Raw genomic sequence first — 16,301 nt, 5'->3', positions numbered from 1 at the left:
GCCTAGCCTTTGGCTGATGCAAAGGCCAACTCCTGCCTTTCCTTCTTTGGCTACCTTATCTGTGGTTATTCAGCGGTAAAATATTTGGTTATAATGAGCCCGTAATCGTTTGCGGAAGCGATTGCGATATTTTCATTTTCTGCCTTCTGAAAAGATGAGGCTTTTTCTTTCGTAGCGCTCCTATCTTCCAAACGAAGTCCTTTAAAAGCGGCGCAAAGCCAACTCTGCGCCACCCACCCGACCAAAACCATCCGCTATGAAAAGAATGCTCCTCTCACTTACCAGTAGAATTTCTACCACAAGTACAACGGCTTCGCTAGCTCTTGTGCTAAGTCTTATAGGCTTAGATGTATTTGCCCAAGCGCCTCCCCTGGTGTACCCAGTAGAGAATACGGGAGCAAACTGCGCGGCTCCTCCCCTGCCTACCTTCAGCCAACTGCCTGTTGTTGAACCCTTAACTGACCCGTTTATGTGGTCGAATGGGCGGGGGCGCTCGACCAGTTTCAGCGACTGGGAATGCCGACGCAATGAGATCAAAGCCGAGATTGAAAACTATGAGATTGGGCGCCGCCCCGGGCGCCCCGAAACCATCACGGCCAGCTATGCTCCCGGCACGGGCACGGCCAACGGTACGCTTACCGTCAATGTTACGGTAAATGGCAAAACGCTGACGTTGACCTCCCAAGTAAGCCTGCCAGCTGGCCCCGGCCCTTTCCCGGCTATTATCGGAATGAACAGCTTATCGGGCAGTATGCCGGCAGCGATTTTCACCAGCCGCAACGTGGCGCGTATTCAGTACGCGCACAACAACGTCACGACCTATGGTAATCCGCAGCTGTCGGATCCTTATTATCAACTGTATCCGGATCAGAATTTGGAGAACTCTGGCCAGTACGCGGCCTGGAGCTGGGGCGTAAGCCGCCTCATCGATGGTATGGAGCTGGTGCAAGCTAGTCTACCCATTGATTTGAAACATATCGGAGTAACCGGCTGCTCCTACGCTGGTAAAATGGCCCTCTTCTCCGGAGCCATGGACGAGCGCATTGCCCTGACCATTGCACAAGAATCGGGCGGCGGTGGCGCGCCGGCCTGGCGCGTGTCCCAAACCTTGGGTGGAGTAGAAAATCTTGGGGCCACGGACTACCGTTGGTTCAAGGATGACATGAAGCAGTTCGCCGAATCAAATGTGGCCAAACTGCCCCACGACCACCACGAGCTGATGGCCATGATTGCCCCCCGGGCTCTGCTAGTGACGGGCAACACTGACTTTGAGTGGCTGGCCAACCCGTCGGCGTACGTGTCGGCGCGGGCGGCGCACGAGGTGTGGAAGACCTTCGGCATCGGCGACCGGTTTGGCTTCTACATCGATGGCGGCCACAATCACTGCGCGGTGCCAGCTACCCAGCAGCCCGCCGTAGAGGCTTTCGTAGACAAATTTTTGCTGGGCAACCCGAATGTCAACACCAATATTACCACTCACCCCTATCCGGCGCTGGACTATCAGCGCTGGTACAAATGGTGGGGCACGGCTACCCCCGTTTTGCCCGCTGAGCCTCTGGGCAAACGCCTATGGCTGGAAGCCGAATGCGCTACGGTAGGCTCAGGCTGGGAGGTAGTAAATGACCCAGAAGCCTCCAGTGAAAAATATGTACGGGTAAAAAGCGGGCTTAGCAGCCCAGCAACCCCACCCACCGATGCCTCTTCCCACTTAGTACTGCCTTTTACAATTGATAGTGCGGCCACTTATAATTTGGTGGCCCGGCAAGCTGTTACCGCCGGAGAAGAATATGGCTACTGGGTAAAGATTGATAATGAGCCCTTTCAATCTATCGGTAGCCAACTAGTAACCAATGGAGGGTTTGAAAATGGCTTGACGGGGTGGAGAACAGTTAACTCAACCGGCGCTACCATTTCGGCTAATAGCGTGGCGGCGGAGGCTCATACCGGCAGCGGCTCGATGAAGGTAGTAAACCTGACCGCCCAACCACCTAATAATCAGTGGCGCGTGCAGGTCTCTAGCGCGGCCTTCTCGACTACTATTGGGAAGCAGTATATGATTTCATATTGGGTAAGAGCCGCGGCGCCTGGGGGATCTATACGTCTTTCCACCGGGCCTTCCAGCGCCCAGTACCAAGCCGATCAAACGATTGGCACGGAGTGGCAGCAGATTTCCTGGACCATCACGGCCTCTATTGCTTCCACTACTTTTCTGTTCGATATGGGCCAGGTAGCTGCTACCTATTATATCGATGATGTGAGCGTGAAAGAAGTGAATACCGGTAGTGGCTGGGGCTGGACTAAACTGAAAGATGCGGTCTTAAATCCAGGTCAGCACACGTTAACCATTGCCTATAATGCAGGCGGCGCAGCGAAACTGGATAAACTTGTGCTTGCTACTTCCATGGCTTCCATTAGCGGTCTGGGAGGCACGGCCCCTTACTGCGGGATAGTGACGGGGGCCACCAAGGCCGGAGCGGCTACCGCTATAGAAGTTTATCCAAACCCTGCCGAAGACAAAATCAACATCAAGCTAGGCGCTGATCAGCACGTAAAAAGCATTGAAGTGGTAGATACGATGGGCAGAGTGTTGTCGCGGGTGAATGTAGGCAAACAAAGCACGCTGAGCATCCCGAGTGATAAGCTCAAGCCGGGCGTTTACCTGATTCGCTTTAAAGGGGATACAACCAAAACGCAGCGCGTGATTATTCAATAACAAATCACTCAAAAAAGCCCCCCACAACGGTTTTTTAACGCTAAACACTACACTAAAGAAAGCCCGGCAGCAGCTAGTTGTCGGGCTTTCTTATGTTTGATTATAAAGGGCAACCTCAGGGCGCCCGGCCGGCGGCCTGAACCGACTGATCTTCGTTAGGGTAATTATGAGAACGCTACTATTCGTTTATAATGCTGATGCAGGCCTAGCTAATGGGTTGTGGGATATGGCGCACAAAATCCTTTCGCCCCGCACCTACCCTTGCTCTTTGTGCAGCATCACCTACGGCGCCACCAGTATGCGTCCGGAGTGGAAACAATTCTTGCAATCTTTGCCCGTAGCGGCCCGCTTTCTGCACCGCGACGAGTTCCAACAGGAGTTTCCGCAACTCAAGAACCAGGCCTTACCGGTGGTATTTTGGCAACACGACGCTCAGACGCTAGAACCTCTCCTGACCCGCGCTGAGCTAGATTCGCTGAGCTTGCCGGAACTGATGCAACGCCTGCAACAAGCAACGCTGCCTGCCTGACGTAGGCATTACTTCTATTTCCAGGATACCAGATTAATATAGAGACGCACTACTTTGTGTCTCATCGTTGAACGACTGAAGCCGCGCTGCTCGGACATACTAGCTTCAGCAACGACGAGACGCAAAGTATTGCGTCTCTACATCGTTCGGACAAGTAAACTTCCGTTTAGCATCCAGGCAATTACCTGGCAGATGAAGGCAAAAGCGTGCACTTGTTCGTACCTTTGCGGCTTCGTATGGAACAGAAGAAAGTTGCTTTTTATACTTTGGGCTGTAAGCTCAATTTCTCCGAGACGTCTGCTATTGGGCGGCAGTTTGAGGAGCGCGGTTTCCGCAAAGTCCCCTTTGAGGACGCGGCCGATATTTACGTTATCAATACTTGCTCTGTCACCGACCACGCCGACCGCAAGTGTCGCAAAGTGGTAAAAGAGGCCCTAAAGCACAATCCAGAGGCCTTCGTGACTATTGTAGGCTGTTATGCCCAGCTTAAGCCCCAGGAAATAGCCGAGATTCCGGGTGTGCACGCCGTATTAGGCGCGGCCGAGAAATTCCAGCTGGTGGATATTCTGGCCGGCTTCGAAAAAGCCCCCCAGGCGCAGGTGTACGCCAGCCCCATCAGCGCGGCCACTGAATTTCACGCCGCCCATTCCTTCGGCGACCGTACTCGCACTTTCCTCAAAGTGCAGGACGGCTGCGACTATTCCTGCTCCTTTTGCACCATTCCGCTGGCCCGCGGTAACAGTCGCTCGGGCAGCGTGCAGAGTGTGGTAGAGCGCGTACAGGACTTGGCCACGACCAGCGTAAAAGAAATCGTGCTGACCGGTGTGAACCTGGGCGATTTCGGTTTACAGGGGGCAAATCGGGAGCGCAAGGAGAACTTCTACGACCTAGTGCAAGCTTTGGACAAAGTGGAAGGCATCAACCGCTTCCGCATTTCCAGCTGCGAACCCAACCTGCTCACTAACGACGTAATTCGCTTCGTGGCCCAATCGCGGCGGTTTATGCCCCACTTTCACATTCCGCTGCAAAGCGGCTCCGATAAGATTCTGGGCCTCATGCGCCGCCGCTACCGTCGCGCCCTCTACGCCGACCGCGTACGCCTGATTAAAGAGGTCATGCCCCACGCCTGCATTGGTGTAGATGTTATTGTAGGATTTCCGGGCGAAACCGAGGAGGACTTTCTGGAAACCTACCAATTCCTGAATGACCTGGACATCAGTTACCTGCACGTTTTCCCTTATTCGGAGCGTGAGAATACGCTGGCGCCCACCCTGTCCGGGCGCGTGCAGGACCGCGTGCGTCACGATCGCACTACGCAGTTGCGCAGCCTTTCGGAGAAAAAAAAGCGCCATTTCTACGAGCAGCACACAGGCCAGGAAACTGATGTGCTGTTTGAAGACGATGTGACAAATGGCGTAATGGAAGGCTTCACGCCCAATTATATTCGGGTAGCCGCCAAGTACGACCCATTGCTAGTAGGCGAGCTAAAGCGCCTGCGCCTGATAGCCGTCAATCCACAAGGGCAGATGGAAGCTGAGGAAATAGGCTTCGAAGTATTGCAGCACTAAACGATTGCTTCTTTCTAACGAGAGGCATTATATGTATAAGTCATTATAAACAAAAAGGCCCTAGCTATATAGCTAGGGCCTTTTTGTTGCTCAATCTAGTTTAAACAGCGACACTATTAGCTACGGTTGCCTTTAATACGAATGGATACACAGCTTACATTTTTCGCTGCATCAAATCCAGCATCTGCTGCATTAAACGCTGCTGCTCCTGCAAATGCTGGTTGCGTAGCTCGGCCATTGCTAGCTGATGCGCCATTTGCTGAGTGTAAAGCGCAGTTTGCCAACTAGTATCAGCAAAAATTGCAGACGTTGCTGGGGGCGTGGGCGTGGCCGCAGCGGCTTGGGGCGTTGGTGGTTGCGTAGGAGCAGCAGGCTCAGGCTTTGCTGCCAGATTGGCTGCTACAGGTTCGGGAGCAGCGGGAGTTTGTGGTGTAGAAGTTTCAGCAGCGGGCTGGGCCACGGAAACAGCAGCCGGAGTGGTAGCCACAGCCACGGGGGGCTTTTCTTTAGCGGATACAGGTTTCACAGACGTGTTTTCTGTGGAAGTAACCTGGCTGGCTACTCCAGTCAGTTCCTCCGCAAGCATCGGTCCGTTGCCTTGCAGTAGCCAGTCTTTAGACAGATTTGGATATACTTCAAATACCTTACACAAAAGGTCAAACCCTGGCTTATTACGCTCGTCTACTAAATGTTGAATAACGGTAGCCGTCTTGTCAAGGGAGGCTGCAAAAGCATTTTTTGAGATACCTAAGTAAGCAATAAACTCCGAAAAGCGCTGACCAACAGTCGTATCTTTAGTCATACCCAAATGTTTTATATTGAAATCGAAAGCAAGATATAACAAATGAGTAAACAAGCGACTATCTCTTACATTAGCGCACCAAAGCCAGCATCATCGCCCTGTCGGGCCCGACAATAAAAATACTTGGGAAGCGTGTTAGCGAAAGGCTAATTTTTTATCAATTCAGACTCGTAGTTATAGCGCGCGGATCGACCAGATCGAAATATTCGGCGACACTCGCTCCTCCCTGCTTCATACCATCGTCGCGCTGACCTCAATCAGACCCGAGCCTCGAGCTTTGAGGAAGGCCAGATAATCTACATTTTGGGTGGTGGTTTCAAACTGCGGGCGCAGGTCTAAGTTTTTCGAGTAGAGGGTTGCTCCGGGCCGAGGGGGCCGTGAGATAGATTATCATACTCTTTGTAATATCCTTCTCAGGCACTCGCACTTCTGGCAGCTCAGCATCTTGTGGCAGCAAAAGCAACTCCCCCACAATATGCCATACATAGCTGCTGCCACAACGTGGGCAGACGACCAGCCATCAGCACAGGCTGCATGAGGTATGTATACAGCTGAGAAATATTCAGCGGCCCGGCGGCAGGTGAGCGGTGCTTAAAAATCTTGGGCAAGTCCCATGAGAATAATGACCATTTTTATGAGAGATGTTTATGTATTTGGCATAAGCATAACTCCCCAGCCGCACTACAGATGAATCAGCAAGATTTGACCGGGTTTCAACCGATTAGCTATATCTATACTCTACCATCTTAAAGCTCTGATTGGGATCAGTCAAAAGCGCTGTTTTGTCATGATCGATCTGGCTTCTGCCTGTCGGAGCATGTTTACTGTGATAGTTATTGTCGGCGCAATGAAGCGGCGGAGGTGCTTCGGCTTTGCTTAGCATAACGATTCCCGAAAATTTTCAGGAATGAAGAAAGCCCACTAGTGAGTGACACTAGTTTAATGTGGTGTGGACAAGCAAATCTGCCCCCCAACCTAAATCAAAAGCTAGTCTAGACATCCGTGATTAGGCAGCCTTCATCTCCCCACCTACTTTACTAGTGCAACGCTCGGGATTATGCGGCGTGCGGTATTTGCGGCTCCAGCTCTGGCTTACTCGTAGCGTAAGGACTCAATCGGGTCGAGGCCGGCGGCTTTGCTGGCGGGATAATAGCCGGAGGCTAGGCCCACGCTTACGCAGATTACTAGGCCCACCATCATCCATAGCCATGGCACCAGGAACGTGCCGCCGCCCGGAATAAAGAGCGAAATAGCGTTGCCACCGGCCACGCCCAGCACAATACCCAACGCGCCGCCCATCACACAAATCACGATGGCTTCGATGAGAAACTGCTGACGAATCTGGATGGCCGTTGCGCCCAGAGCCTTGCGGATACCGATTTCGCGGGTGCGCTCCGTCACCGACACCATCATGATATTCATGAGGGCGATGCTGGCGCCGAGCAGCGTAATAAAGCCGACAATAAAGCCTCCCGTACGCAGATTTCCCGACAGGCTGTCGAGAGTGGCGACGGCGGAGTCGCTGCGCTCCATCTCGAACGAATCTTCCTGCCCAAGCCGGTCGCCACGCACGGCGCGCATGATGCCGGTGGCCTGACCCATGATAAAGGTCAGGTTGTCGGGGTCAGTGGTGGCGGTTTTGATATCGTAGGTGAGGGCCCGCTGCCGGGGCATCTGATTACCAGTAATCAGGGGAATAAGTACGAGTCGGTCGGCGCCCCCGCCCCCACCCATGCCGCTGCCGCTGGCTTCCAGTTGCCCAATAATTTGGAAGCGCTGGCCCAGGAAGAACACGTACTGATCGACGGCGGATTGATTGGGGAAAAGCTTATCCTTTATTTCAGTGCCTACAATGGCCACATTGGCGCCTTCCTCCAGCTCGCGGGGCGAAAAGGAACGGCCGGCTTCCAGGTTATAGCTTTGAATGCGCAGGTAATTCTCGTCGCCGGCAATTACCTGCATGTTGGGGTTCGTCTTGAGCCCACCGGCTTTTACTTCGGTGGCCCCGGCAACAAAAGCTGAAATGCCCACCTGGGCGTCGTCGCCGAGGCGCTCTTTATACTGGCGGGCCTGTAAGTAGCTAATGGCTGGATAAGTACGCCCCTGCACGCCGCCGCGCCGGAAGCGGTTGGTATAACCCTTTGCCGTCAGCTCAAAAGAATTGGCCCCCAGACTGGCAAACGTATTGGTTAAGGACGACTTGATGGCGTCGATGGCCGTGAGAATGCCCACCAGCGACATAATGCCAATGCTCACGATAAGGGCCGTGAGCACGGTGCGCAACAGGTTGCTCTGGATGGAACGGAAAGCCTCGCGGATGTTTTCTAGCAAGTGCATAATGGCGGCCAAGTGGCGACAAAACGTAAATAGGAAGGCTGCCCGAAAATGTTCTCAAAGCGGCCTGAATGAGCCACTGAGCCTGATTTGAGCTGACGACTGCTCATGCAAGGTAGCCGGTTTTGGGCAGACTCCGGCCGGGTTTTAGTACCTTTAAATCATGGGGCAGCGCTGATTTTTGTGTTTTCGCTGATTTTCCTCGTTGTATCACCTACTTGGCTGCCTTAAGCGTTATTCGCGAATTGTGGTTGTCTAATCTAGTGTTCTGCCTGCTCACCTTTTGAACGTAAGAATCTGATGCTTGTAAAACGCCTTTCGTTTCTGCTGTTGCTAGTGGCCCTGTGGCTCGGTGCTCCGCTGGCCGCTTGGGCCAACCAGATCCTGATTCCGATGGATAAGGCGCAGAAAGAACATTTGAAAGCTTATGGTGCTACCTACTGGCTGCTTAGCAAGCAGGTAGAAGTAGATTGGCTGCTCAACTACCGCGGGGGGGCTTTTTCCTGCGCCGCCGGGCCGGGCATCGAGAACGAGTTGACCGTGCGCGGCGTCAGCTTTCAGGTTATTTCCTCGGCCCAATACGGTAGCATTTTGCAGGAAATTGCCAATCCCGACGCCAACATGGACATCATGAAGCTGGAGAAGGTGCCCAAGATTGCAGTGTACACGCCCAAGGACAAGCAGCCCTGGGACGACGCGGTGACGATGGTACTGGCCTATGCCGAAATTCCTTACACCCAGATTTATGACGACGAAGTGCTGCGTGGCGACTTGCCTAAGTACGATTGGCTGCACCTGCACCACGAAGACTTCACTGGCCAGTACGGTAAGTTTTACGCCTCCTACCGCAACCGCCCTTGGTATCAGCGGCAGCAGCGGGACTCGGAAGCCGCGGCTAAGCGCAACGGCTTCGCGAAAGTAAGCCAGATGAAAGGCGCCGTGACGGTCAAAATGCAGGAGTTCATTGCCGGGGGGGGCTTTTTGTTTGCCATGTGCTCGGCCACCGACTCTTATGATATTGCCCTGGCTGGCCTCGGCCTGGATATGGTAGAAAGTATGTACGACGGCGACCCCGCCGATCCACAGGCCCAGAGTAAGCTCAACTTCAATCGCACGCTGGCTTTCAAGGACTTTCAGCTCGTGCGCGACCCCTATCAGTACGAGTATTCCAGCATTGATATGCAGCCCTACGAGCGCGGCGTGTACGAAGACAACGACTATTTCCAGCTCTTCACCTTCTCGGCGAAATATGACCCGGTGCCCACGATGCTCACCCAAAACCACGAAAAGACTGTGAAAGGCTTTATGGGTCAAACTACGGCCTTTCGCAAAAGCCTGGTGAAGTCCGATGTGATTGTGATGGGCGAAAACAAGCAGTCGGGGGAGGTGCGCTACATGCATGGCACCCTGGGCAAAGGCACCTGGACGTTTTACGGCGGCCACGACCCCGAAGATTATCAGCACTTAGTGGAAGAAGAGCCCACCGACCTAGCTCTGCATCCTAATTCGCCCGGCTACCGCCTAATTCTAAATAACATTCTGTTTCCAGCGGCCAAAAAAAAGAAGCAAAAGACCTGATTTGCCTCAGCTCGGCATCGGTCTTTTGCCCGAAACTTTGAGTGCTCACTTACTTAAGCATTCAGCAAAAAAGCCCCCCAGACGACTTAAGAAGTCATCTGGGGGGCTTTTTTGGTTTGAACCGGCCTTGCTGTTACTTGGCGGTAGTGAGGTGAGTTGCGGGAGAAAGCTGCACAATTTGGCGGGGCAACGCAGGAATATCTTCGTTTTTGTAGGGGTCAATATCTAGGGTGAGCTGTATCAGCACGGGCTGCCCGTTGGCTACTCCCGACACAATAAGCTGGTAGGCCACGCCCCCTTCTTCCGTTACATAGCTTAGCTTGTAGCCTTTAGCTGGTTTACCAAGGATAAAACCTTCAAAAGGCATCATATCCGTTTTCTTGTGCGCCTTCTTCATTTGCTTGGCAAATTCTTCTGGCGCCGTTCGCATTACCGCGTAGTCCATGTACAGCCAAGTCAGCTCGTATTTATCGCACTTCACTTGGTACGGACTCTGGCTCACGCATCCCTCGGGCGACTCAAGATCTTGACCGCAGAAGTTCAGCTTCACAGTTGCAGGTGGTGTCGCCTCTGTCTGGGCAAAAGCCAAAGAAGCGCAAAACAGGAAAACAAGAGTAAAAAAGCTTTTCATAGCCATAAATATGGACATTATCCAGATATCCTGATTACGTCCAAGTGAAATTTTTACAAAATAACCGCTTGAAATCAAGGAAACTCCGCCTTGTTGCTGGTTAATAACAGCATTGCAAACAATGTGCCTCTATATCACTTACTTTGATTTTGCACGTTTACAAGGAGCAGCTTCGTTCTTTCACCCCCAATAACCTCTTAGAATAGCGCTATTGAAGCGTTCTTTTGTAATCAAGGTTATACAAGAATCAAATTGCCCCGTATGGTAAGCTGGGGGCATTTTTTCTGCGCCCTACCTCTTGACTCGCCTTGAGCGCTTTCGTCCGACTACCTTAACCACCTTGCCCGTATGGATCTTAACCATTCCAACTACGGCCTTTCAGCCAGCAAAGAAGAAGACCGCCTGGCCGAAGACGTCTCGAATCCCCTGCCCCGGGCCGTGCTCCGGCTCAACTCCTATTCTCTGCTTGATGGCGAGTGGCGCTTTGCCGTTGACGACGCCGACTCGGGTCTGCGCGACGGCTGGTATCTAGGCTATGATTACAAGCATACGGCTCAATGGCCTGGCTCTATTGAAGAGCACATGGCTGAGGCGAAAGGCCAGTCTCACCCCGCCGGCTGGCACGACAAGATCGTGGCTTGGTACGAGCGCGAGTTCACCCTGCCCGAGCTAGACGAGCCGGAGGCGCGCACAATGCTACAGCTCACATTTGGGGCTTGCGGCTACGAAACCCGCGTGTGGCTCAATGGGCGCCTGCTCCGGACGGTGGAGGGAGAAGAAGTGCACTATGGCGAATACACGTCATTTTCTTACGAGCTCAACGAAGAGAGCTTGCACATAGTAAACCGCCTGACGGTGCGCATTGCCGATACCATGGACGCCGAAACGCCCCGCGGTAAGCAGGAATCGCACGTGTACAAGCGCGGCGGTATCTGGTACCAAACCTACACCGGGGCCGTGCGCAGCGTGTGGCTGGAAGTGGTAGAGCGCAATCGGCTGCGCTCCCGCGTAGGCGTGGTGAGCGTGGTAGAAGACCAGCTCGTGCGCTTCAACCTCACCACCCGTATTCACGACCCAGGCTGCTACACGCTGCGTCTGCAGGTGTTTGAGCGCGACGCGGACGAGGATGCTCACCCCCTGGCTACATCCGACTTTCCGCTACGGCTGGAAGCGGGGCAAAAGCAGCAGCGAGTGGTGCTGGAGCTACCCGGTGCGGCGCTGTGGGCGCCCGGCGCGCCCCACCTCTACCGCCTTGTGGCACAACTTATTGATAGCGAAGATTATGTAGCCCAAATTGAGTCGCACTTTGGCCTGCGCAAGATTGAGTCGCGGGGGCGGTACGTGTACCTCAACAATGAATCAATCTACCTCGACGGCATTCTGTATCAGCCGGGCACGGCTACTTACGAGGAGATGAAGCGCCATATGTACGCCATGAAGGAGCTGGGCTGCAACCTAGTGCGCGTACATATTGCGGGGGTTGATCCGCGCATTTACAACCTAGCCGACGAGCTGGGATTGCTTCTGTGGGTAGAAGTGCCAAGTCCGCACAGCTCTACGCCGCGCAGCCGCCAGAACCACCAAGCCGAACTGCTGCGTATGGTAGCGCTTATCGAAACGCACCCATCGGTGGTCATTTGGAGTCTGTACAACGAAGATTGGGGCGCCCAGGACATTGCCACCAACCCTGATACTCAACGGTATATCGTGGACATGTACCACTACATGCAAATTGCCCACCCGCAGTTTCTGGTAGTGGACAATGACGGCTGGCATCACATTTCCCACACGGGCCGCCTGAAGTCAGACCTGCTGACAGCCCACCTTTATACCCCCGACCTCGCGCGCTGGCAGGAACTGCTCGACCGTCTGGTGGGGGGCGAAATGGAAGGCACAGCGGCCTTTCCCCTCGTGGTGGGCGACCCGTTCTTCTACCGGCGGCAAGTGCCGTTGGTGGTCAGCGAGTGGGGCGGCTTCGGCTTCCCTGACTATGGCGGTCCCAAGGATGCCGCCGAGCGGACCGAGCGCATCAGCGACTTCAAACGAGAGCTGCGCGCCCGCCCCATCGCCGGTGATGTGTACACTCAGGCCACCAACATTGAGGACGAGCGCAATGGCCTCATCGATGCGCACACGGGCGAGCTGTCGGTGCCGGCGGGCTTGCTTTCTTCCCAATCAGTCGAGGTTCCGGTGAATCCCAAGGTGGCCGACTAGTCTTTAATCGACGCTTAAAAAAGCCCCCCAACCGTATATGTTACGGCTGGGGGGCTTTTTCTGGTATAACCGAGGCGCTTTTTAATATTTGAGTCAGGTCCCAAGCCTGGATCAGCGTGGGGCGATGCTTCGTTGCTAGAGCGCTTAGTGCATCCGGTCGTCGCGCACGGGCAGGTTGGTTACGATATCACCTTCTATTTTGAGCAACTCCTGCAAGCGGGTGTCTACCTCTTGCTTGTCGCAATACTCCTTAGCCAGCTCCACGTAGCTCACGAAATGGCCCGCTTCCGATACCATCAGCTCGTAGTAGAATTTCGACAAGTCGGGATCGGGAATGTGCTTCCATAGGAGCTTAAACCGCTCGCAGCTACGGGCTTCAATCAGCGCGCTTACCAGTAGCTGATCCATCAGCTGCCGCTCGCGCGGGCCGCCTTTGCGCACGTGGGCCATGAGCTGCACCACGTACTCATCGCGGCGTGGCCGCCCCAGAGCGTGGCCCCGCTTGCGCAGCTCGTGCAGCACCCGCTCGAAGTGGGCCCACTCCTCGGCAACTAGCTCCGTAAGTTCATCAACCAGCCGTGTTTTTTCGGGGTACTTCACGATCAGGCTAATGCCCGTACTGGCCGCTTTTTGCTCGCAGTACGCATGGTCAACGAGAATATCCTCGATGTTCTTGCTAGCAATATCCACCCAGCGCGGGTCGGTATTCAGCTTGAGTTTGAGGATGGTTTTTTCTTTAGGCTCTTGTTCCATGGGATGATTATTGAAAGAACGTCATGCGCAGAATGCTCCGTATGACATACGCCTTCAATGATTTAGCTGAATATTTCTAGTCAAAAAACTGCCACTTCAACCCTACTTCGAATCGCCTGGGCAAGCTAGTATAGTAAGGGGTAGTGAAGTAGCCATTGCGGTGCAGGCCCTGATTGAGGTAAGCCATTTTCAGGAACACGGACACTGTGCGGATATCCACGTTCACGAAAGCATCGAGCAGGGAATACCGGCGAATAGTGAAGTGGTCTTGCACAAAAAACTGCTGGGTGCTGGGGCTGTAGTCGTAGGCTCGGAAGCGCGACTGGTAGTACAGCTCCGAGCCAATTTGACCAAACAACGCCTTCTTAAAAATATAGCCCTGGTAGTAAATCTTTGCGTCAGCCACAATGGCCGGGATGCGCAGCCCTTCCTGGTCGCCGCCCAGCGTATAGGTGGCCTGGTTGTCGGCGAAGAAATTGCCTATTTGGAAGCGGTGGCGCACGCCTACAATTACCAGCTGGAGCTGATCGGAAAGCTGAGCCGGCTCGGCCCGTTGATTATAGTACACCAGGTTGGAAATATTCGCGACGGCGACGGATGCCTGAAAGCGCTGCCGGCCCAGGGTTTGATCGAGGCGGCCCGAGAGCTGGTTGACGAAGGTGTTATCAAAGCCGTAGTTATTCCACTCATAATGATTGCCTCGGAACTCGCGCTCGGTGAGCGTGGGAGAATAGGTAGCACTATAAAGCTCGGCCGTGATGGGCCCGGTGCGAGCAGCGGCCCGTCCCCAGTATTCAATTACGCCACGTGCGGGACCTGGCTTCGTGATATCAGGGATTTTGACTTCTCCGGCCGCTTCCACTCCAAATATGCGGTAGCGAAACGCAGCATTGCCCCCCAGAAAAATCTGGTTGTAGGTACGATCTGGCAGGTTTCCAATGGTAACGCTAGGGTCAATCAAACTGCCCGCGTCTAAGGTAGCTAGGCGGTGCCGGCCATAAAGCCGATATTCTACCAGCTTGGTGGCACCCAGTACGCCTACGGAGTTTTCTACCTGCGTAAACCGCACTGAGTCGTTTGTGATGGTAGGACTTAGCGTGGTGCGGGGATAGTACAGCGGGGCCGCGTCGCCCCGGGGAATTGTGATGTCGTTGTAGCGGTTAGTTTGGCGGCTGATGTCCAACACATGAAAAGCCGTGAGTCCACGTCCTAGCAAACGATACGTCTGGGCCAGATGGATACGGTCCCGCTTATCGAAGTTGCGGGCCCCGGTAAGCCACACCTGCTCCTCGCCGTAGTCAAACAGATTCCTTGTTCTCACCACGTTATTTTCTCCAATATCGGCAGGCTGAGGTCGAATACCGCCTTGCTCCACGGCTTGATGGCGGCCAGTATTCACGTTGAAGAGCAAATGATACCGATCATCGGTGGTCTGGTAGCGCACAAAGAAAAGTACGCCCGAGTGGCGGGTGAGGCCTTCCGTGCCTGCATTGGTGAATATCTTGTTGGAAGAAAACCGCTCGTACGCGAAGCCTACGTTGGCATTGCGCTTGATGCTGCGGGCATAGGACACCTCAAATACTTGCTCACCAGTGCTGCCCTGCACGAAGCGAAAGAACGTATAGGGCGAGCGGGTGTCGTAGTAGGGAATGGTAGCCGAGTTGCGCATGTATTTGTCGAATACATTGCGGCCCAGGCGAGCGCCAAGCTGAGTGTTAGGCTCCCACAGCAACCGGCGCGAGGCAGTACCGCCATTGCCTAGATCCTGCTGAAAAGAGCTGTCGTGGTACCAGTTGCGCGCCTGCTGTATGCCCACCAGGGTTGTGTCTATCATCCGCCCTTCGTGCTTGTCGCGCAGCACATCGGCCTCCCGAATGACCAGGGTAGTTTTGGGGCCATACAGGGTTTTCGTCGTGTCGTCCACGATTTGCGCGTGCGCACTATGAAAGCTCAAAATGCCCCCCAACAGCAAAATCAGCACACAGAACCAGCGAGCGAACTGGCGAACAAACAAAGCCTTGGCCGGAGTCGGGCGGTACGACGGGGGCGCAGCGAAAAACAAAGGGAGCAAAAAGTCAGACAACAGCTTGGGGCTGAAAATAAGGAGAAAGCAATTGCCGAAGGCGGGCGGCATCATCGGCCAAAAACTGCACGGTAATCGGAATATAAAAAATGGGTAATTCTGCTACTATGGCTTGCAAGTGGGGTTCCAGCAGGCGCACAGCATCCTTTTGGGTAGTAAAAACGCACTGACCGGGCTGTAATTGTGCAGCTATGCTGGCCACCTCCGTTGCTGTGAAAGCATGATGATCAGCGAAGTTAGCGTGACGAACAATATGGTAGCCACTTGTGGCCAGATACGCGCGCAACGGCTCGGGCTGAGCGATGCCCGTTAGCAAGACAATGGCCTTGCTGGGGGGCATTTTCAGGCTACCAACGGCCACTGGCTCACCGTAGGTATAGGTCGAAAATAGCACGGGCACCGCTGGCCGGGTGTAGTGCTGTATCTGCCGGGTGATGTCTTGGCGCTGGGCAGCGCTCAACTGCGCGGCGCACTTCGTAACCACCACGGCATCGGCGCGACGGGCCCCACGGCGGCTTTCGCGCAGGCGACCGGCGGGCAGCACATAGTCGGTGTAAAACGGGCGCTGCTGCTCGGTGAGGAGAATGCTCAGGGCGGGGCGCACGCGCCGGTGCTGGTAGGCATCGTCCAGCACTATGGTCGTTAGCTCGGGCTGGGCGCTTAGGAGTTGGCGAAGCCCTGCGCACCGATCTTCGGCCACCGCGACCGGAATTTGCCCCCCAAAGGCTTGATACTGTTGCTGGGGCTCGTCGCCGATGGTCGCGGCGGTAGCGGTGGCATCAGCCAGGTAGTAGCCTTTAGTGCGCCGTCCGTAGCCCCGGCTCAGAATGGCGGGTTTTGCGCCCTGGGCCCGCAGCTCGGCTACTAGCCAAGCCACGTGCGGCGTTTTACCGGTGCCGCCCACACGTAGGTTACCCACGCTGATCAGCGGCGTAGTGAAAGCTGTTGATGCTTTTAAACCCTTATCATACAGCCAGTTTCGCACGCCCATCACTCCGGCGTACAGCCAAGCAAAGGGGAGCAACAACAGGGTGAGCAGATGAGGCATTGGGCGAGAAAAGCGCGTGGGGGGCAAAAGTACGGGGAAATGCAGAGT

At 54.5% G+C, this 16,301-nt stretch carries 11 protein-coding genes; 5 read left to right on the top strand and 6 right to left on the bottom strand.

Annotation, left to right across the window (positions count from 1 at the left end; all coding sequences use genetic code 11):
• Positions 1-256: 256 nt before the first annotated feature.
• The 3 genes from ACW9KT_RS09270 (at position 257) to mtaB (ending at position 4,810) form a co-directional block, all read left to right on the top strand.
• Complete coding sequence (locus ACW9KT_RS09270) at positions 257-2,713, top strand: glucuronyl esterase domain-containing protein (RefSeq protein WP_457079594.1); 2,457 nt, start codon at positions 257-259, stop codon at positions 2,711-2,713.
• Between the two features lie 166 nt (positions 2,714-2,879).
• Positions 2,880-3,242, top strand: a complete 363-nt coding sequence (locus ACW9KT_RS09265) for a hypothetical protein (RefSeq protein ID WP_457079592.1) — start codon at positions 2,880-2,882, stop codon at positions 3,240-3,242.
• A 236-nt stretch (positions 3,243-3,478) separates the two neighbouring features.
• On the top strand, positions 3,479-4,810 hold the full coding sequence (gene mtaB, locus ACW9KT_RS09260) for a tRNA (N(6)-L-threonylcarbamoyladenosine(37)-C(2))-methylthiotransferase MtaB (RefSeq protein ID WP_457079590.1): 1,332 nt from the start codon (positions 3,479-3,481) through the stop codon (positions 4,808-4,810).
• A 154-nt stretch (positions 4,811-4,964) separates the two neighbouring features.
• Here mtaB and ACW9KT_RS09255 read toward each other — a convergent pair whose 3' ends face one another.
• Both ACW9KT_RS09255 and ACW9KT_RS09250 read right to left on the bottom strand, forming a co-directional pair.
• Positions 4,965-5,612, bottom strand: coding sequence for a hypothetical protein (locus tag ACW9KT_RS09255; RefSeq protein WP_457079588.1), 648 nt, complete (start codon positions 5,610-5,612; stop codon positions 4,965-4,967).
• Between the two features lie 1,092 nt (positions 5,613-6,704).
• A complete protein-coding gene (locus ACW9KT_RS09250) occupies positions 6,705-7,949 on the bottom strand; it encodes an ABC transporter permease (RefSeq protein ID WP_457079586.1) in 1,245 nt (414 codons plus the stop codon).
• A gap of 297 nt (positions 7,950-8,246) precedes the next feature.
• On the opposite strand from ACW9KT_RS09250, the gene ACW9KT_RS09245 reads away from it, so the two are divergent.
• Positions 8,247-9,524: an asparagine synthetase B gene (locus ACW9KT_RS09245; protein ID WP_457079584.1), complete on the top strand. Its 1,278-nt coding sequence runs from the start codon at positions 8,247-8,249 to the stop codon at positions 9,522-9,524.
• Positions 9,525-9,657: 133 nt separating this feature from the next.
• Here ACW9KT_RS09245 and ACW9KT_RS09240 read toward each other — a convergent pair whose 3' ends face one another.
• Positions 9,658-10,155 (bottom strand): hypothetical protein, encoded by a 498-nt coding sequence (locus ACW9KT_RS09240; RefSeq protein ID WP_457079582.1) that lies wholly within the window; start codon positions 10,153-10,155, stop codon positions 9,658-9,660.
• A gap of 348 nt (positions 10,156-10,503) precedes the next feature.
• Between ACW9KT_RS09240 and ACW9KT_RS09235 the strand changes: the two genes are divergently transcribed.
• Entirely contained in the window at positions 10,504-12,369 is a 1,866-nt protein-coding gene (locus ACW9KT_RS09235) for a glycoside hydrolase family 2 protein (protein WP_457079580.1), read from the top strand.
• 144 nt (positions 12,370-12,513) lie between these two features.
• Here the strand turns inward: ACW9KT_RS09235 and miaE are convergent, their stop codons facing one another.
• The 3 genes from miaE to lpxK form a co-directional block, all read right to left on the bottom strand.
• The gene (gene miaE, locus ACW9KT_RS09230) at positions 12,514-13,122 is read right to left on the bottom strand and encodes a tRNA isopentenyl-2-thiomethyl-A-37 hydroxylase MiaE (RefSeq protein ID WP_457079578.1); all 609 of its coding nucleotides are present in this window, start codon (positions 13,120-13,122) and stop codon (positions 12,514-12,516) included.
• Between the two features lie 76 nt (positions 13,123-13,198).
• The gene (locus ACW9KT_RS09225) at positions 13,199-15,184 is read right to left on the bottom strand and encodes a putative porin (protein ID WP_457079576.1); all 1,986 of its coding nucleotides are present in this window, start codon (positions 15,182-15,184) and stop codon (positions 13,199-13,201) included.
• 13 nt (positions 15,185-15,197) lie between these two features.
• Positions 15,198-16,253, bottom strand: a complete 1,056-nt coding sequence (gene lpxK, locus ACW9KT_RS09220; protein ID WP_457079574.1) for a tetraacyldisaccharide 4'-kinase — start codon at positions 16,251-16,253, stop codon at positions 15,198-15,200.
• Between the last annotated feature and the right edge of the window lie 48 nt (positions 16,254-16,301).

Source organism: Hymenobacter sp. HD11105 (assembly GCF_054051685.1).
This window is presented reverse-complemented; position numbering and strand designations above follow the sequence as displayed.